The organism is Bradyrhizobium japonicum USDA 6 (assembly GCF_000284375.1).
Taxonomy (GTDB): Bacteria; Pseudomonadota; Alphaproteobacteria; order Rhizobiales; family Xanthobacteraceae; genus Bradyrhizobium; species Bradyrhizobium japonicum.
The window spans coordinates 1,311,628-1,329,537 of record NC_017249.1 but is presented as its reverse complement, the minus strand read 5'-3'; the positions used below and the strand labels follow the sequence as shown (position 1 = coordinate 1,329,537).

The following is a 17,910-nucleotide window of genomic DNA, read 5'->3' as shown; positions in this document are numbered from 1 at the left end:
ATGTTCGTCGCTTGTACCCCGCACCCCGTCACCGATCCACCGGCACACCCGGGCCGAGATGATACCGGCTTGAGAAGAACACCAGCGGCGTGGTGTCGCGATAGTCGCAGTTCGAGACTTCGGCGATGATCAGCGTGTGGTCGCTGACGTCGACGTGGCGTGTGACCTCGCAGGCGAACCAGGCCATGCAACCGGACAGACGCGGCAGGCCATCGACGATGTCGTAATCCGGCGTCGCGCCGGTGTTCGGCTGGCTCGCGAAGTGCCGCGACAGGTCCCGGCCATGCTCGGGCAGGACGTTGACGCAGTAACGTCCGGTCGCCGAGATCGCCCGGTGCATGCGTCCCGGCATGACCGACACCAGCACGGTCGGCGGGGACAGGCTGACGGTGACAAAGCTGTTCGCGGTCATGCCGCAGACGCGGCCGTGCTCGTCCAGCGCGGTCAGCACCGCGACGCCGGTCGTAAAGCGCGATGCGGCCTCGCGGAACGAGGCCGGATTAGCGCGCGGCATGTCAGTCCCCACTCGCATCGGTCCTCACGCAATCGCCCTGACCGGCTCAGGCGGCGCCGACATGCGCTCGATCCAGGCCTGGATGCGCTGCGGCGTGCAGATGCGGTCCCACTGCCGGTCCGGGTAGTTGAAATTCTCGGTGAACTCGTTGGCCAGCGCCGGGTTCTGGCTCATCGCGCCGATCAGCATGCCCAGCGCTTCCGTCGGCGGCTGCAGCATCACGTTGGTCCAGCGCGAGGCCGCCAGCACGCGATCCTGTCGTTTCAGCTCGATCTTCTCGCACAGGCGCACGTCGAGCGCGTCCGCGTTGACGATCTCCTCGCCGAGCACGAAGGCCGCATAGGAGGCGACATTGGCGCCCTGGCCCATCATGGGATCGACGATCGCATGGACGTCGCCAAGCGCGATCGCGCATTTGCCGTCGTCGAACTCGACCACAGTGTTGCGCACCGTCGGGACCACGCCGCCTTGCAGCAGGTCCTGCGGCTGCGCGAGATCGAATCGCGCGGTGTCGATGCGGTCGTAGGTCGTCGGGTGATGCTTCTCGAGCTTGCCCAGCAGCACCTTCAAGAAGTGCTTCGGGTTGTCGTCATAGCTGAGCGTGGCCAGTTCCTCCATGTCGCCGCCCGGCACGTTCTCCATCAGCAGCGCGTTGGCGACACCGCCGAACGTAATGGTCGGGATCACGATCATCTCGCCATGGCCTGGAGACACCGAGAGCGTGACGTTCATGGGATCGGGCTGCCGCACGCCGGTGTAAAGCCCGACGCACAGCCGCCGTTGCGGCTGCGAATAGGGCGTGTGCTCCGGCCGGTAAGTGAAGAGCTGGCCCAGCGGACCCTTGCCGGTCGAGACGACCAGGAGATCGAAACGGGCGACCAGCGGACGGATGTCGCGCTCCTCGATACGGCGATATTCAATTCTACCGCCGCGTTTCATGAAGTCCTGCATCAGGGCAGGAAGATAGATCCGGTAGTCGACGGCGCGGCTCGGCTTCGAGAAATCGCCGCGAAAGCTCAGCGGCTGCGGAAAATTGAAGACGTGATCGTGGTAGTAGTAATGGTCCTTCGGATCGCTCCAGTGATTGACGCCGAGATAGTCCTCGCGCGCGATCGTCACATGGTGATGCGCGACGGTGTTGAGCAGGCGGATGTCGCGGTAGTCCTCGGGCGGCCGGTCGGTGATAACAGTGGCGTCCACACCATGTTTCTGCAGGTAAAGCGCGAGATGCAGGCCGGCGATGCCGGCGCCGACGATTCCGATGTTGCGTGCCACGTGGTCTCCTCCCTGTTTCCTTGCCCTGTGATGGCTTGTTTTGAGGGAGCCTAGCGACCCGCCGTGTTGCGCACTACGGAATAAATGGGATATAATTTATTCCAGATCGGAATGAATTATGGACCGGATCGATTGCCTGCGCGCTTTCGTTCGCGCCCTGGAGGGCGGCAGCTTCTCGGCCGCGGCCAAGGAGCTCGGGATCGGCCAGCCCGCGATCAGCAAGCGCATTGCGATGCTTGAAAGCGAATTCGGCACGCAGCTGTTTTCGCGCACGACGCGCACGCTGAAGCCGACGGCCGAGGCGCACCGGATCTACGATCTCGCGCGGCAGATCCTCGACAGCTTCGACATGGCGCGGTCGAGTGTCGAACAGGCCGCGCCACGCCCGACCGGCACGCTCCGGATCGGCGTGCCGTCGTCGTTCGGACGGCGCTACATGATGCCCGTCATCGCCGAGTACGTTCGGAATTATCCGGAAGTGCGGGTCGACATCCGCTTCAGCGAGCGGTTCGTCAATCTGGTGGAAGAAGGCATCGAGCTGGCGCTGCGCATTGGAAACCTGGAGGCGAGCACGCTGGTCGCCCGCCGGCTCGGGACCGTGCAGCGCCATCTGGTTGCAACACCCACCTATCTGCACGGCCGCCCGCTGCCGCGGACGCCTGACGATCTCAGCGCGCACCAGTGCATCGTCTATTCACGGATGTCGCCGGCGCAGCAATGGGCCTTCGAATCCGAGCATGGCCGTCACGTCGCATCGATCAACGGGCCCATTCACGTCGACGACGCCGATGCGATGCAGGAGGCGACGATGCAGCATCTCGGCATCGCGATCCTGCCCGAATGGAATGCCGCGGAGGGGCTTCGCAGCGGCGAGCTCGAACATGTGCTTCCGGACTACACCATCGCTGCGCTGCCCCTGCACGCGGTCTATCCGGAGACGCAGTGGATGTCGCTGCGCGCGCGAAGCTTTCTGGATCTCCTGGTCGACCGCGCCGAGCATTTCACGCCGGCCCCGTCGCATACCCCCGCCGCCGGCGCAGGCGGTTGACGACGCCCCCGCCATCATTAAATGACGCCCATGAAAAAGATCGGATTTCTGTCCTTCGGACATTGGACGCCCTCGCCGCAATCGCAGACCCGCTCCGCTGCGGACACGCTGCTGCAATCCATCGAGCTGGCCGTCGCGGCGGAGCAATTGGGCGCGGATGGCGCCTATTTCCGCGTGCATCACTTCGCGCGCCAGCTGGCGTCGCCCTTCCCGCTGCTCGCCGCCGTCGGCGCGAAGACCAGCAGGATCGAGATCGGCACGGCCGTGATCGACATGCGCTACGAAAACCCGCTCTACATGATCGAGGATGCGGGCAGCGCCGATCTCATCGCCGGCGGGAGGCTCCAGCTCGGCATCAGCCGTGGCTCGCCGGAGCAGGTGATCGACGGCTGGCGCTACTTTGGTTATCGCCCGGCCGATGGCCAGAGCGATGCCGATATGGGACGGCGCCACGCGGAGGTCTTCCTGGACCTGTTGCGCGGCCAAGGTTTTGCCGAACCCAATCCGCAGCCGATGTTTCCCAATCCGCCGGGACTGCTGCGCCTCGAACCGCATGCGGCAGGCCTGCGCGAACGGATCTGGTGGGGCGCCGGCTCGAACGCGACCGCGGTGTGGGCGGCGAAGCTCGGCATGAATCTGCAGAGCTCGACGCTGAAGAACGACGAGACCGGCGAAGCTTTTCATGTGCAGCAGGCAGCACAAATCCGTAGCTATCGCGCCGCGTGGACGGAAGCCGGCCACACCCGCGAGCCCCGCGTGTCCGTCAGCCGCAGCATCTTCGCGCTGATGAACGATCGCGACCGCGCCTATTTCGGCGGGGAGCGCGGAGGCGAAGACCAGATCGGCTTCATCGACCCGCAAACGCGCGCGATCTTCGGCCGGAGTTATGCGGCCGAGCCGGAGGCACTGATCGAGCAGCTACGGCAGGACGAGGCGATCGCCGAGGCGGATACGCTGTTGCTGACGATCCCGAACCAGCTCGGCGTCGACTATTGCGCGCATGCGATCGAGGCGATCTTGACGCACGTCGCGCCGGCGCTGGGGTGGCGGTGAGACCGTCGACCGGTTCACTGCGACCGATTCACCGCGCAAGTCAGGCCGTCTCTTGCTGAGACCTGATCTTCTCAAGCCAGGCTGCCAAACGCGGATGTCGCGTATATCGGCCCTCCAGGCCCGCCAGTTCCTGCTGAAAGACCGGCAGCGAGAGCAGCCGTTCGATATCGGGCTCCCTGATCTTCCAGATCGCCGGCGGAAAGAAGCCATGCACCTTGAGCTCGTAGAGCTCGAAGATCGCGTGGATGATCTCATGCACGGCCCTCCGCTCGTCCGCCGTTAGCTCGACGTCGCCGGCAGTTCCCCGCTCAAGGAATGCCGCGACCGGAAGGCGGCGTCGAAGGTCGGAGACCCGGTCCGAATATCGCAGGAAGATATCCGCGCCCAGACGCCGATTGTTGGTGTGGAGCGCCGCGTAGATCGCGGCCATGCCGACGATGACCGTCGCGAGCGTCATGAATCTGAGAATATGCTCGATCACGCGTCTGTCTCCTTGCGCGGGCATCGGAGTGACAGAGATAAACCAGACCGCAGGCTGATAAAATGGGGTGGCCGAGGCTCACGGACGCCCCGCATCTCACATTTGTCAGATGCGCGGAGGGTGAAGTCCCGTGAATTCGTGGTGACATCAGTCCCGCGCCCGGGCCTACCCCGCCTTCGGGGCGAAAGGGAGCCAACTCGCGCGATCTCAGAACAAGGCGGCGTTGAGGGGCTGTCCGTAGATCATCGCGGCCACGAGAGAGAGCAGCAAGCCCGCGCCCGAGAAGATCACGAGCACCTTTACGGTTTCGACATCAACGCTGGTTCTCGTCGCGCGGGATATCGCCTTTGCCAGTGCAGCCATCATCGCCACCCGAACCGGGCCGCGCGGAGGCGGGCCCTGGTTCACCTAGCGTCATTGGGTGCGTTTGCGTGTGAAGCAGATTACAGGCGCGCTTGCGGGCTGCGCCTCAGGCATGAGCCGCAGCCTTGCCAGCGTCAAACCGCCCTGCTTAACGCGCTGCCCTCAGGCGCCACTGAACCCGCCGGCGCGTGATTGACGACGAGACCGGTCGGCACCGTGTTGTACCTCGACAGCGCTGCGGTGACCCGCCGCATCGCCGCCGAACCGAGCTCGCCGGCACCCACCACCGGGATGATCAGATCCGCGTGCGCAGCCAGCGCGATGGCGTCGGGCTGCAAGGCGAGATTGCTCGCATGGACGACGATCAGATCGAACTCCGAGCGAATATCGTCCTCGGGCCGGGCATCGGCTTTTCTGCCGGCGCTCAGCAGCTCGTCGATCGACTGCAGCCCTGCCGTGGTGGAGCCGTCCTGCCATTCGGTCACCGGAGGCTGGTGACCGGCGAATTCCGGCAGGAGCCGGATCAGCACGCTCATCATGCCCCGATTCACCGCCGCGCGATTGAGCGAGCGCGCAACGGTGTTGCCGCCGGCACTTTTGCCGACCGACAGCACGAGGGCGACCTTGCAGCCACGCACCGGCGCGCGATCGATCCGCTCGAGAAGCGGACGCAGATATGCGCCGAGATCGAGCTCGGCCGTCGCGGCGATCGGCCTTTGCCACACGGTGTTGGGCACGGCGCCAGGCGCCAGATCGGGAATGCGGGCCCAGACAGGCAGGTTTGGCATCGCCTCGGGCTGGCGCGCGGCCGGAGCCGGACGCTGGACTTGCGCGTCCGCCGCTTCCGCACGCGCAAGCGTTTGAGAATGAGTTTGAGCAGGAGCCTCGGCAGGCGCGGGCCTGTCGGACGTGTTTCCCATCGCCGCAACGGCGGCCGTCGAGGTCAGGATCGAGCCGATCGCGAGCGCCGCCAGCAGCAAGGCGAGGGGCGGACGCGTCGAGCGCATTGGCGGGATCGCGAGCGAGGCGATCTTGGTCTGGGAGCTCTGCAGCTGACGCTGCTCGCTGGTCGTCTTGAACCGCGACAGGAACTGCTCGTAGATGTTCTTGTTGGCATCGGCGTCGCGCTGCAGCTCCTGCAGCTTCACCAGCGCCTGGCCGTCGACCAGCATCTGCGTCTCGACCGTCTTGAGCTGCTTTTCCAGCGCGTTCTGCTGCTCCAGCTGAGCCTCATATTCGGACTTCGCCGTGTCGATGTTCTTCTTCCGCTCGACCTCGATCTGCCGGTTGATGTCAGCCAGCTGGCTGTAGGAGATCGCAAGATCCGGATGGCGGTCGCCGTACACCGCTTTCTTCTGCGCGATCTGATCGTTCAGGGTCGAGCGCTGCGCGCGCAGCATGCTCAGGAGGTCCTGCTTCACCGGACCTTCGACATTGGCCTTGAGGTCGCGCTGCACCTGCTCGTAACGCGCCCTGGCTTCCTCGGTGCGCGCGCGAGCGGCGGAGACCTGCTGGTTGAGGTCGGTCACCCGCAATTGCTGGGTCGTGGAATCCTTGCCGGCATTGAGGATCTTGTGCTCGAACCTGAAGGCGGCAACGGCATCTTCCGATGCGCGCAGGCGCTCGTTCAATGCCTTCAGCCGGTCCTTGAGCCAATCGGCCGCCTCGTCCGTCGCCTCGGTGCGGACACGACCCTGGCTCGCGACGAATGCCTCGGCGATGGCATTGGCGTAATGCGCGGCCCGCTCCGCATTGTTCGAGGTGAATGAAATCGCAATGACGTAGGTCAGTCCGCGGCGCGAGATATCGAGACGGTTGCGGAATTTTTCGAGCAGGCGCGTCATGTCGGTGTAACCGCCCGCGATGTCCTGGTCGTCGGCGATCTTGAGCTGCTCGATCAGGGGCCGGAGAAAGCCGTCCGATTTGGCGATCTCGATCTGGCTCTGAAGTGCCGCGGCATCCTGGCCGATGCCCGGCAGCACGTCCTGCTCCGAGGTCACGCGCAGCTCGCGGGGATCGAGGACGACCAGGGCCGTCGCGGCATACCGGACCGGCAAGACCATCAGGACAATGACGCCGAGGGCGAACAGCGCCAGCGCCAGCGCCAGGATGCGCCGGCCATTCTCGCGCAGGAAGGAGAGCGCACCGGTGACGGTCAGCGATCCCTTGATCTGCGCCGGAGCAGCGCCGTCCGGCCTCGCCGTCGCAGCCCGCGGCGCTTCCCACGAAGCCGCAGGCTCCGTCGGGGCGATGCTTCGCGGAGATGCGCCTCTACCGAACGCCATGGGGTTGGACTCGAAATCAACTGACAGCCCCTGTTCAGAGGCTTGCTACACCGTAAATATCCATGGTTAACCGGCGGTTACGGCGGGCGCGCAATGGTCAATGAACAATCTGTTAACGCGCGTGCCGATGCGCCGCGCTGCATCGGCGCGTCCGGTTGAACCGGGCCGGCGCGACACCCGACGAAGATGTGCCCCGTTGCATCTCCGTGGCGGCCCCCGGCTGCCGAATGGCGAACGACAATGAGAAAGCCGATTGCATTGGTGATCCTGGTTGCAGCCCTGCCGATGCTGTCGGCTTGTGGGCAGGCGATCCCGGACGACAAGGCCGACTATGTCGGCAAGTGGCACGCGCAGGCGATGGACGTCGAGGTCACCAAGGACGGGACGGTCCGCTACCAGCGCGTCAGGAACGGCGGCGCGATCGCCGACACCATGACGACGTCGATCAACGCCCCGCTGCGCAGATTCGAGGGCGATAATTTCGTTGTCGGCATTCCATTTATCTCGACGATCTTCGAGGTGTCGACGCCGCCTCACCGGGAGGCGGGAACCTGGAAAATGGTGGTCGATGGCGTGGAGCTGACGCGTCGCCCGTAGCGGATCAGAGTCCGGGCCCGGAGTGTCGAACGGAGCCTATTGCACTTCGATGTTCGCGTCCTTGACCAGCTTGCGCCAGCGTTCCTCCTCGCGACCAACATAGCGATCGAGCTCTTCCGGAGGGCCGCCGACCATGATGAGGCCTTCGTTCGCCTCGAGTTGCTTGAATCCACCGGACTGAACGGCCTTGGCGACCGCCTGATTCAGGCGCGTAATCACGGGAGCGGGTGTCTTGGCCGGAGCGTATAATCCATACCACGACTCGGCAGCGTAGCCGGGCACCCCGGCCTCGGCGACGGTCGGCAACTGGGGAAACGCCGCCGAACGCTCGGCGGACGTGACGGCCAGCGCCCGGAGCTGACCCGCGGCCACCAGCGAGGCCGCGCTGGCCACGGTGGTGAACATCACGTCGATCTGCCCACCCAGGAGATCGCTGATCGCAGGCGCCGCGCCCTTATACGGCACCGCCGTCATCTTGACCTTCGCCATCGCATTGAACAACTCGCCGGCCAGATGGGCCGAGGTGCCGGTGCCGAACGTACCGAAATTGAGCTTGCCCGGATTGGCCTTGGCCTCGACGACCAGATCGGCGATCGAATTGATCTTGGACGCGGGGTTGACGACGACGATATTGAAGGACCGCGCGATCAGCGAGACGGCCGCGAAATCCTTGTGCGGATCGAACGGCAGCTTGTTGTACAGGCTCGGATTGACCGCGTGTGCGAAGGTCGCCATCAGCAGCGAATAGCCGTCGGGATCGCTGGTGGCGACCGTCTGGGTTCCGATGATGGTCCCGGCGCCCGGCTTGTTCTCGATGATGACGGATTTGCCGAGGTCTCCCTGGATGTCCTGCGCTGTCGTTCGCGCGATGATGTCGGTCCCGCCGCCGGCCGCGAAGGGCACCACGATCTTGATGATCTTTTCGGGATATTCGGCGCACGCCGGCGCAACTCCCAGTCCCGCGACCACCGGCAAGACGGCACAGGCGAGGACGGCGAGATTCAGCCGGCGCCGCACGGCGAAACGCCTCTCGCGAGTGCCTTCGTGATTGACGATTTCGCCGATGGCCATATGGACCTCCCTCGTTTTTTGTTCAGACATTGAGAACGACCAGTCCGTCGGCGGCCTTCACACCCTGGCCCGCCGGCAGCACGAACACGGGATTGATCTCAGCCTCGGCGAGGCGGTCGCCGAGTTGCGCAACCATGCGCGAGAAAGCGACGATCGTTGCTGCGAGCGCTTCGACATCGCATTTCGGCCGGCCACGGAAACCATCTAGCAACGGCCACGTGACGAGATCGCGCGCCATCTCGCGAGCCTCGGCCAGGCCGAGGCCGCCCTCCGGCGGAAGCAGACGCATCGTTGTGTCCTTGAGCAGTTCGGCGGTGACGCCGCCCATTCCGAGAAGGATCGCGGTGCCCAGGGGATCACGATGCATCCCGAGAATGATTTCAACGCCATCTGAGATCATCTCCTGAACCAGGAAGCGTTCGGGTCGCTTCCCGGTCCTCGCCTCGACCTCTTCGGCCATCACCGTCAGGCGGCCGCCAATCGTCTCAGCGGTCAGGCCAACCGCGACGCCGCCGACATCGCTCTTGTGCGCAATCTCGCGCGAGAGAATCTTGAGCACGACCGGGCCGCCGAAGCCGCGTGCCGCCAGTTCCGCTTCGCCTGAAGATGCGACCACCTTCTCTGCGACGATCGGAACGCCGAAGCGGGCGAACAGCGCCTTGGCTTGTGCCTCATCCAGCGATCCCGCCGGGAAGTCGCTGATATCGACTGCCGGCTCAATCGAGCCGGATGTCTGGACCTGTTCCGGCATCCCGGCCTGCACGAGCCCGTCGAGCGCGGCAGCACAGCTCTCGGCAGACGTATAAGCCGGGACACCTCGCCGGGTGAGGACGGAGACGACGTCGGGCGCGTAGGGACTTACATAAGCAATGACGGGCTTGTCGCTCATCGGCAAACAGTCGTTGATGGCATCAGCCATCAACGTTGGCGATCCCACCGCCGACGAGCCGACAATGATGGTCAGCGCATCGTAGGACGGACTTGCGAGCAGGATGCGAATTGCCGAGCGAAGCAGATCCGGCTGCAGACCGGCCAAGGTCACGTCGATCGGATTGCGGTCGAGCGTGGCGTGCGATCCCGACTGCAGGCTGCGCAATTGCGCGGCCGTCTCAGTGTCGGGAGCGGGTGTTGCAAAGCCGGCGACGCCGAGACTGTCGGAAACGATCGTGCCGGCGCCGCCGGTCGAGGTGAGGATCGCCACGCGCCTGCCGGACAGCCTCCGTTCCGCCGCAAGGGCTGCGGAAATGTCGAGCAACTCATCAAACGTTTTCGCGCGGAGCACACCGATCTGCCTGAACAAGGCGTCGTACATGCGGTCGGAGCCCGCAAGCGCACCCGTGTGCGAGACGGCCGCCTTTGCACCCGCCTCCGATCGCCCGATCTTGAAGGCGACAACGGGCTTACCGGCGCGTCGCGCCTTGAGGACCGCCTGGCGAAAGCGAGCCGGATTGCGGATCGCCTCGATGTAGAGCGCGATGACCCTGGTCGCGCCGTCGTCGGCAAGAAAGTCGACGAAATCAGCGAGCTCGAGATCGGCTTCGTTGCTGGTCGACACCAGCTTGGACAGCCCTACCCCGCGCGCCGCAGCGCGCGACAGCAAGGCTCCGAGAATACCCCCGCTTTGCGAGACCAGCCCGATCGAGCCTGTCGGGAAGTGATCCATCGCCAGCGCGCCGGATGCCGAAAGCACGATATTGTCGGTGAGGTTCACCAGCCCGATCGTGTTCGGCCCGAGAAGGCGCATGGATCCGGCGGCTTCCATGAGCTGCTTCTGACGCTCGGCGCCTTCCGCGCCTGTTTCGGTGAAGCCGCTGGCAAGAACGATCGCCGCCGCAGCTCCCCGCTCGGACAATTCACGCACCGCGGCGTGCGCCCGCTCCGCGCCGAGCAGGACAATGCCGACATCAGGCACATCCGGCAGCGAGGCGATGTCGGCGTAGCAGGCCAGACCGCCGATTTCTCCGACCTTCGGATTGACGGGATAGATCTCGCCCGCAAAGCCGTGTTTCTGGAGATAGGCGACCGGCCGCCCCGACGTCTTGCTCGGGTCTGCGGACGCGCCGATGATGGCGACGCTGCGTGGTCGGATCAGCCGCTCGATGGCATCCATCGCTCAGCCCTTCGACGAGGATTGCGCAAGGAACGCCGTCACGGCATCGCGATGCTCCGCGCTGGTGTAGCAGATGGCCTGCGCCTGGCTGCCGAGACTGAAAATGTCGTGCGCGGAATGCTCGAAGGTCTCGTTCAGGATCTTCTTGCCCAGCGCCAGCGCGGTGGGAGACCCCTGGGCCAATTCGGCCGCCCAGGCCTGCGCGGCCGTTAGGAGCTCGGTCGAGGCCACCTTGCGATCGACGATGCCGAGCGAGAGCGCTTCGTCGGCCTCGACGACGCGCCCGGTGAAGATCAGCTCCTTTGCCCTGGCAAGCCCCACCCGGCGAGGCAGAAAATACAGGCCACCGCCGTCGGGTATCAGGCCTCGCTTGATGTAGGACCAGGTGAACTTCGACCGTTCCGTTCCCATGACGAAGTCGCAGGCAAGCGCGGTATCCGCACCGAGGCCCGCCGCGGCGCCGTTGACAGCGGCAATCGTCGGTTTCGGCAGGCCCAGCAGGAAAGACTGCACGTGGTGCACGCCCTGCTGACGGCTCCATCCGTTGAATGCGACTTCGCCCTGAGGCGCCTCGAGCCGGCGCTTCATACCGCTGATATCGCCGCCGGCACAAAAGGCGTTGCCGCGCCCGGTCAGCACCAGGGCCTTGATCGCCTTGTCTCGGGAGACGGTTTCAAGCGCACTGACGAACTCGGCGCGCATCTCATCGCTCATGGCGTTGCGCCGTTCCGGCCGGTTGAATGCGATCGTCGCGACACCGGCTTCGACGGAAAACTCGATGAGCTGATAGGACATGACAGGCTCCGTGCGGGCTCCCGAATGCCGATTTCAGACCGTGCCGCTTCTTCGTTGAGCCGTGCGCGACCGGGCATTCTTCTTCCCGGTGCCTATATCGGCTTGCACCATCAGGAACATCCCCCTAATTCCACTTAGTGGAAATGCGGTGGGAGGCTCGATGTGGCGAAGCTACGCAGATATGCGGGCGGGGTAGACGGCAATCGGTCGCTCGAAAGGGGCGTGGAAATCCTTCGCGCCTTCCGGCCCGGCGTCGACACGCTGGGCAACGGCGAGATCGCGGAGCGAACCGGACTACCGCGATCGACGGTCAGCCGGCTGACGCGAACGCTGGTCAATTCCGGGATGCTCGACGAAGTCCGCAGCGAACGGACCTACCGCCTTGCCGCCTCCGTCGTCAGCATCGGTCACGCGATGCGGACAGGATCACCCGTGCTCAATGCGATCGGAGCAATGATGCGGGCAGAATCGGCGAAGCGCCGGCTGAACGTGGGGCTCGCGACCGCCGATAGGACCATGATGGTCTATCTCGAATCGATCCGCTACAGCCCCCGCGCGGCGCTGCGCAACGTGGTCGCCGGGCAGCAGGTGCCGATGGAATTGACGTCGCTCGGTCGTGCATATCTGGCCGGCGTTGCAGAGGCCGAGCGAGAGCGATTGCTGAAGCTGTTCAAACGGCGCAGCGCTGCGGCCACGAAGGCGCTGCTCGCGGACGTCAGGACATCGATCAGCTCCGTCGAACGCGACGGCTATTGCGCGGTGTCGTGGCAGCCTGCCGTTCTTGCCGTCGCAACGCCCATCGTGCTGGAGGGGCTTCCAGTCTACGCGCTCAACATGAGTCTGCAGAATGTCGATCGGTCGGATGCGCTGGCGAGCGAGATCGGCTCGTACCTCAACGCCTTCGCGGCCAAGTGCAAGGAGGTACTGGCAGGCCGCTGAAGGCTCGCAGGCTGACGGTTCCGGCTTCGAAACCACAAGGCGCCAAATTGCAGGTCCAGCGCGGCCAGATAACGCGCGGCGCCGGCGAATCCACGCGAGGACCCGTCGATCCTGGCTGCGATGATTCATGCCGACATGGCGCGCGCCATTCCGAATGAAACCACGAACTCATACACATTTGAAATTGCTCGCGATTTTTATCGCCCTCATGATTCGACGGCCGTCGGCGCCGACCTCGGCCTCGCCCGCTGCCGTCGGGAATTTCAGCACGCCTCACAACAGCGTGCGCCTTTCGCCCCGGGATCGTAGTATTGTCGTCGGAAACCGCCGACGCACGAGATCGAGGATTTTGCGTATCCACGCGATCGCGGCGCTCGACGAGATGCACTCCAGACTTTGGCTGATGATCGCGACTGCGGTCGGACGGCGCGGCAAATGGAGGACATGATGGCGTGGCGTGACGACAAGGCCCGGGCAACCCTGATCCGCGATGCAGCGGGCAGCGTGCCGCCGGGCAAGAGCCCGCGGGCCTTTGCCGAGCCCCTGTTCGGCTACAGCAATATCGAGGATCTCGACAATTACGATGCCGCCTCCCTCGCCCTCCTGGCGGAGCACGCCTGGGAGCATGTGCAGCGGCGCACGTCGGGCAGTGCCGATATCCGCGTGGTCAATCCTACGTTGCCGAACGGGCGCGAGATTTCCGTGCTCGAAATTCTCAACGACAACATGCCTTTCCTCTACGACTCCACGATGGCGGAACTCGCCGAGCAGGGCATCGAAGTCAGCCTCGTCGCCCACCCGATCATCGCCGTGGAGCGCGATGCCGAGGGCAAGCTGCTGCGGTTCTACGGCGAAGCACTGCCGGAGGGAGCCAAGGGAGCGCGCGAAAGCCTGATTCACCTCCACATCACCCGCCTGGACGCCGACGCCGATCGCCAGAAGCTGATCGACGGACTCACCAGGGCGCTGAACAACGTCCGCGCCTGCGTCACCGACTGGCGCGCCATGCGCGACCGCGTCGAGGAGGCAATCAAGACGTTCTCCTCCAATCCGCCGCCGTTGCCGATCGACGAGGTCGCCGAAGCCAATCAGTTCCTGCAATGGCTCTGCGCGGACAATTTCACCTTCCTCGGCGTGCGCGAATATCGCTTCTCGCCCGACAGCGATGCCTCCGACGACATCACGACCGGTGAAGGCCTCGGCATCCTGCGCGATCCCGACGTGAAGGTCCTGCGCCGCGGAACCGAAATGGTGGTGATGACCTCGGAAATCCGCGAGTTCATGCACGAGCCGACCCTGCTGATCGTCATCAAGGCCAATGTCTCAAGCCTCGTCCATCGGCGCATCCGGATGGATTATGTGGGGATCAAGCTCTATGCACCCGACGGCCGGCTCGAAGGCGAATTGCGCGTCGTCGGCCTGTTCACCTCGGGCGCCTATACCCGCTCGGTGCGGCAGATCCCTTATGTGCGCCACAAGGTTTCGCGGGTGCTGCAGCGCGCCGGCTTCGACCCGAACGGCCATTCGGGCAAGGCGCTCATGCATATCCTCGAAGATTATCCGCGTGACGAGCTGTTCCAGATCGACGTCGACACGCTCTACAATTTCGTCATCGAGGTCCTGATCCTCTACGAGCGCCCGCGCGTCCGGGCGCTGGCGCGGGTCGACAAGTTCGATCGCTTCGTCTCCATTCTCACCTTCATTCCGCGCGACAAATACGACACCGATGTGCGCACGCGCGTCGGAGCCTTCCTGTCGCAGGTCTACAAGGGGACCCTGTCGGCGTCCTACGTATCGTTCCCTGAAGGCGCGCTTGCGCGCGTCCACTTCATCATCGGGCGCTATGAGGGCAAAACGCCCGTCGTCGAGCGCACCGCGCTCGAAGCCGGCATCAGCGCCATTGCCGCGACCTGGATCGACAAGCTGAAGGCCGCGCTCACGGCGTCGACCGACGGCATGCGGGCGCGCATGATCGCCAATCGTTATGCCCAGGCCTTCAGCGGCGGCTATACCGAGGTTTTCACGGCGGAGCAGGCCATCGCCGATATCGCGACCATCGAAAGGCTGACGCCGGCCCGCCCGGTGACGATTTCGGTGCACCGCGACAAGGACGAGGACGATCCCAGGCGCTTCGGCCTGAAGGTGTTCTCCGACGCCGCACCGCTGTCGCTGTCCTATCGCGTGCCGGTGATCGAGAATCACGGCCTGCGCGTGGTCGACGAACGCACCTATCAGATCGTGCCCGGCAACAGGCCGGAGCCGGTCTGGCTGCACGAGATGACGATCGAGACCAGCGACGGCCAGCCGATCGAGATCAACCCCGAATTCAGCCATCGCCTCGAAGCCTCGATCATGGCGGTGGTCACGGACCGCGCCGAATCCGACGGATATAACGCCCTGATCCTGCGCACCGCCCTGGGCTGGCGCGAGGTCTCGACCATCCGGGCGCTGTCGCGCTACCTGCACCAGATCCGCGCTCCGTTCACCCAGGATTACATGTGGGAGACCTTGCGCAAGAACGCCGCGATCACGGCCACCCTCGTCGCACTGTTCCAGACCCGCCTCGATCCACGCCTCGTGCTTACCGATCGCGAGCGTTCGGCGCGCGAGACGGCACTCCTTGCCGAGATCGAGGAGCAGCTCAAATCCGTCGCCTCGCTCGATGAAGACCGCATCCTGCGCCGCTTCACCAATCTGGTGCAGTCAACCATCCGCACCAATCTGTGGCAGATCGGCGAGGATGGACATCCGCGTGCGGTGATCTCCTTCAAGTTCGACGCGCAGCGGATCGACGATTTGCCGGCACCGCGGCCTCTCTACGAGATCTTCGTCTCCTCGCCGCGGGTCGAAGGCATTCACCTGCGCTTCGGCAAGGTCGCGCGCGGCGGCTTGCGCTGGTCCGACCGGCCGCAGGATTTCCGCACCGAGATCCTGGGTCTCGTGAAGGCGCAGCAGGTCAAGAACGCCGTGATCGTGCCGGTCGGCGCCAAGGGCGGTTTCGTGCCCAAGCGCCTGCCGCCGCCGTCCAATCGCGACGCCTGGCTCGCGGAAGGCACCGAGGCCTATCGCATCTTCGTGCGCTCGCTGCTCGAGCTCACCGATAATCTCGACGGCGACGCCGTCGTGCCGCCCGATTCCACCGTGCGCCATGACGGCGACGACCCCTACCTCGTGGTCGCCGCCGACAAGGGCACCGCCACCTTCTCCGACGTCGCCAACGCGATCTCGGCCGAGAAGAACCATTGGCTCGGCGACGCCTTCGCCTCCGGCGGCAGCCAGGGCTACGACCACAAGAAGATGGGGATCACGGCGCGCGGCGCCTGGGAGGCGGTCAAGCGCCACTTCCGCGAGCTCGGCACCGACATTCAGACCATGCCGTTCACCGTCGCCGGCGTCGGCGACATGTCCGGCGACGTCTTCGGCAACGGCATGCTGCTCTCGCCGGCGACGAGGCTCGTGGCGGCGTTCGATCACCGCGACATCTTCATCGATCCCTCCCCCGACCCTTCGACCAGCTTCGCCGAGCGCAAGCGTCTGTTCGACCTGCCGCGATCGAGCTGGCAGGACTACAACAAGTCGCTGATCTCGCAGGGCGGCGGCGTGTTCTCGCGCACGCTCAAGGCGATCCCGCTCGCACCGGAAGTCCGCAGCCTGCTCGATCTCGACAAGGAACAGGCCACGCCGTTCGAGGTGATGACGGCGATCCTGAAAGCGCGCACGGACCTGTTGTGGTTTGGCGGTATCGGCACCTATATCCGCGCGTCGGCAGAGAGCGACGATCAGGCCGGCGACCGCGCCAACGATCCGATCCGCATCGCAGGCACCGACGTTCGCGCCCGGGTGATCGGCGAAGGCGCCAATCTCGGCGTCACCCAGCGCGGCCGCATCGAAGCGGCACAGAAGGGCGTCAAGCTCAACACCGACGCCATCGACAATTCGGCCGGCGTCAACACCTCCGACGTCGAGGTCAATATCAAGGTTGCGCTGGCGCGCCCGGAGCGCGAGGGACGCCTCAGCTTCGCCGACCGCAACAGCCTGCTGGCCGCGATGACCGACGAGGTCGGCACGCTGGTGCTGCGCAACAACTATCTGCAGACGCTGGCGCTCTCGCTCGCCGAGCGCAAGGGCGTGGCCGAGACCGGCTTCCTCACCCGCCTGATGCAGTCGCTCGAGCAGCGCGGCCTGCTCAGCCGCGCCGTGGAGTTCCTGCCCGACGACGCAGCGCTCACCGAACGGACCCGGCGCGGCCAGGCCCTGACACGGCCCGAGCTTGCCGTGCTGCTCGCCTACGCCAAGCTGACGCTCTACGAGGACCTGCTCGCCACCAGCGTGCCTGATGATCCCTATCTTGCCCGCAGACTGTCCCTGTATTTTCCGCGCGAGGTTCCCGATAAATTCCCGGCCGCGGTCGAGCTCCATCGCCTGCGACGCGAGATCATCGCGACCAGTCTCGTCAATGCCGTGATCAACCGCGGCGGCCCGGCGTGTATCGTGCGCCTGACCGACGAGACCGACGCCGATATTCCCACCATCGTCATGGCGCAGGTGGCGGTGGACGCGATCTACGAGCTCAGGCGGCTCAATGACGCGATCGACGCGCTCGACACCCGCATCGACGGGCAGGTGCAGCTCGGCCTCTACGCGACGGTCCAGGACCTCCTGATTTCCCGCATGGTCTGGTACGTGCGTAATGTCGATTTCAAGGACGGCCTCGAGGCAGTGATCGGGCGTTTTGGCCCGGGTATCCGCGAGATCGCGGCCTCCCTCGACACCACCCTGCCGCCGGACCTGCAGGCCGCGCGCGGCAAGCGGCGCCAGGAACTCACCGATGCCGGCGTCCCGGCCGGCCTCGCCGGCGAGCTCGCCGATCTCGACCCTCTGATTGCGGCACCCGATATCGTGACGGTCGCCGAGCGCACCTCCCGCGCCATCGGCGATGCCGCCGCGACCTTCTTCGCCGCCGAGGCGAATTTCCGCCTCGACCGCATCATCGCGGCCGCGCGCAGCGTGCCGGCAAATGATTATTTCGAACGCATGGCGGTCGATCGCGCCGTCGAGCAGATCGCCAGCGCCGAGAGAAGACTGGCCGCGGATATGCTGGCAACCGGCCAGTCCGGTCAGCAGGCTGTCGAGACTTGGCTCGCGGCTCACCCCGAAGCGGCGCGCATCCGCCGCTCGGTCGAGGAGATTGCAGCCAGCGGCCTGACGCTCGCCAAGCTGACGGTGGCGGCGAACCTGCTGGGGGACCTGGTCAAAGTCTGAGAGCGTGCGACGCAGCGATGTGAAACTGAGAGCATGATCCGGAAAAGTGTGGAGCGGTTTTCCCTCGCGACAAACGCGGAACGCGTTTGCGCGGAGATCATGCTCAAACAAGGAGCT

General features: G+C 65.1%; 13 protein-coding genes. 5 read left to right on the top strand and 8 right to left on the bottom strand.

Annotated features, from left to right (window positions below; all coding sequences use genetic code 11):
- Positions 1-28 precede the first annotated feature (28 nt).
- The gene (styB, locus tag BJ6T_RS06065; protein ID WP_039154610.1) at positions 29-514 is read right to left on the bottom strand and encodes a styrene monooxygenase NADH-dependent flavin reductase subunit StyB; all 486 of its coding nucleotides are present in this window, start codon (positions 512-514) and stop codon (positions 29-31) included.
- A gap of 24 nt (positions 515-538) precedes the next feature.
- Positions 539-1,789 (bottom strand): styrene monooxygenase subunit StyA, encoded by a 1,251-nt coding sequence (styA, locus tag BJ6T_RS06060; protein ID WP_014491415.1) that lies wholly within the window; start codon positions 1,787-1,789, stop codon positions 539-541.
- Between the two features lie 118 nt (positions 1,790-1,907).
- On the opposite strand from styA, the gene BJ6T_RS06055 reads away from it, so the two are divergent.
- Together BJ6T_RS06055 and BJ6T_RS06050 are read left to right on the top strand one after the other, a co-directional pair.
- Positions 1,908-2,837: a LysR family transcriptional regulator gene (locus tag BJ6T_RS06055; protein WP_014491414.1), complete on the top strand. Its 930-nt coding sequence runs from the start codon at positions 1,908-1,910 to the stop codon at positions 2,835-2,837.
- A gap of 30 nt (positions 2,838-2,867) precedes the next feature.
- Complete coding sequence (locus BJ6T_RS06050; RefSeq protein ID WP_014491413.1) at positions 2,868-3,890, top strand: LLM class flavin-dependent oxidoreductase; 1,023 nt, start codon at positions 2,868-2,870, stop codon at positions 3,888-3,890.
- Positions 3,891-3,930: 40 nt separating this feature from the next.
- Here BJ6T_RS06050 and BJ6T_RS06045 read toward each other — a convergent pair whose 3' ends face one another.
- From BJ6T_RS06045 to BJ6T_RS06040, 3 genes are all read right to left on the bottom strand, one after another.
- Positions 3,931-4,371, bottom strand: a complete 441-nt coding sequence (locus BJ6T_RS06045; RefSeq protein WP_014491412.1) for a hypothetical protein — start codon at positions 4,369-4,371, stop codon at positions 3,931-3,933.
- 207 nt (positions 4,372-4,578) lie between these two features.
- Positions 4,579-4,734 carry a hypothetical protein gene (locus tag BJ6T_RS46945; protein WP_162177121.1) on the bottom strand — a complete coding sequence of 52 codons (156 nt, stop codon included), beginning with the start codon at positions 4,732-4,734 and terminating at the stop codon, positions 4,579-4,581.
- Between the two features lie 134 nt (positions 4,735-4,868).
- On the bottom strand, positions 4,869-7,019 hold the full coding sequence (locus BJ6T_RS06040) for a GumC family protein (protein ID WP_014491410.1): 2,151 nt from the start codon (positions 7,017-7,019) through the stop codon (positions 4,869-4,871).
- 240 nt (positions 7,020-7,259) lie between these two features.
- Between BJ6T_RS06040 and BJ6T_RS06035 the strand changes: the two genes are divergently transcribed.
- Positions 7,260-7,616, top strand: coding sequence for a hypothetical protein (locus BJ6T_RS06035; RefSeq protein WP_014491409.1), 357 nt, complete (start codon positions 7,260-7,262; stop codon positions 7,614-7,616).
- Positions 7,617-7,652: 36 nt separating this feature from the next.
- Here the strand turns inward: BJ6T_RS06035 and BJ6T_RS06030 are convergent, their stop codons facing one another.
- From BJ6T_RS06030 to BJ6T_RS06020, 3 genes are read right to left on the bottom strand one after another with little or no spacing between them, the layout of a single operon-like run.
- A complete protein-coding gene (locus BJ6T_RS06030) occupies positions 7,653-8,687 on the bottom strand; it encodes a tripartite tricarboxylate transporter substrate binding protein (protein ID WP_014491408.1) in 1,035 nt (344 codons plus the stop codon).
- 22 nt (positions 8,688-8,709) lie between these two features.
- Positions 8,710-10,797, bottom strand: coding sequence for an acetate--CoA ligase family protein (locus BJ6T_RS06025; RefSeq protein WP_014491407.1), 2,088 nt, complete (start codon positions 10,795-10,797; stop codon positions 8,710-8,712).
- Positions 10,798-10,800: 3 nt separating this feature from the next.
- Positions 10,801-11,592 carry an enoyl-CoA hydratase/isomerase family protein gene (locus BJ6T_RS06020; protein WP_014491406.1) on the bottom strand — a complete coding sequence of 264 codons (792 nt, stop codon included), beginning with the start codon at positions 11,590-11,592 and terminating at the stop codon, positions 10,801-10,803.
- A gap of 222 nt (positions 11,593-11,814) precedes the next feature.
- Between BJ6T_RS06020 and BJ6T_RS06015 the strand changes: the two genes are divergently transcribed.
- On the top strand, positions 11,815-12,531 hold the full coding sequence (locus BJ6T_RS06015; protein WP_240537948.1) for a helix-turn-helix domain-containing protein: 717 nt from the start codon (positions 11,815-11,817) through the stop codon (positions 12,529-12,531).
- 435 nt (positions 12,532-12,966) lie between these two features.
- On the top strand, positions 12,967-17,793 hold the full coding sequence (locus BJ6T_RS06010) for an NAD-glutamate dehydrogenase (protein ID WP_014491404.1): 4,827 nt from the start codon (positions 12,967-12,969) through the stop codon (positions 17,791-17,793).
- The last annotated feature ends 117 nt before the right edge of the window (positions 17,794-17,910 follow it).

What these genes read in the sequence shown, in the direction of transcription:
- styB (WP_039154610.1), bottom strand. Translation starts at nt 514, where the DNA reads ATGCCGCGCGCTAATCCGGCCTCGTTCCGCGAGGCCGCATCGCGCTTT.
- BJ6T_RS06055 (WP_014491414.1), top strand. Translation starts at nt 1,908, where the DNA reads ATGGACCGGATCGATTGCCTGCGCGCTTTCGTTCGCGCCCTGGAGGGC.
- BJ6T_RS06050 (WP_014491413.1), top strand. Translation starts at nt 2,868, where the DNA reads ATGAAAAAGATCGGATTTCTGTCCTTCGGACATTGGACGCCCTCGCCG.
- BJ6T_RS46945 (WP_162177121.1), bottom strand. Translation starts at nt 4,734, where the DNA reads ATGGCTGCACTGGCAAAGGCGATATCCCGCGCGACGAGAACCAGCGTT.
- BJ6T_RS06040 (WP_014491410.1), bottom strand. Translation starts at nt 7,019, where the DNA reads ATGGCGTTCGGTAGAGGCGCATCTCCGCGAAGCATCGCCCCGACGGAG.
- BJ6T_RS06035 (WP_014491409.1), top strand. Translation starts at nt 7,260, where the DNA reads ATGAGAAAGCCGATTGCATTGGTGATCCTGGTTGCAGCCCTGCCGATG.
- BJ6T_RS06030 (WP_014491408.1), bottom strand. Translation starts at nt 8,687, where the DNA reads ATGGCCATCGGCGAAATCGTCAATCACGAAGGCACTCGCGAGAGGCGT.
- BJ6T_RS06025 (WP_014491407.1), bottom strand. Translation starts at nt 10,797, where the DNA reads ATGGATGCCATCGAGCGGCTGATCCGACCACGCAGCGTCGCCATCATC.
- BJ6T_RS06020 (WP_014491406.1), bottom strand. Translation starts at nt 11,592, where the DNA reads ATGTCCTATCAGCTCATCGAGTTTTCCGTCGAAGCCGGTGTCGCGACG.
- BJ6T_RS06010 (WP_014491404.1), top strand. Translation starts at nt 12,967, where the DNA reads ATGGAGGACATGATGGCGTGGCGTGACGACAAGGCCCGGGCAACCCTG.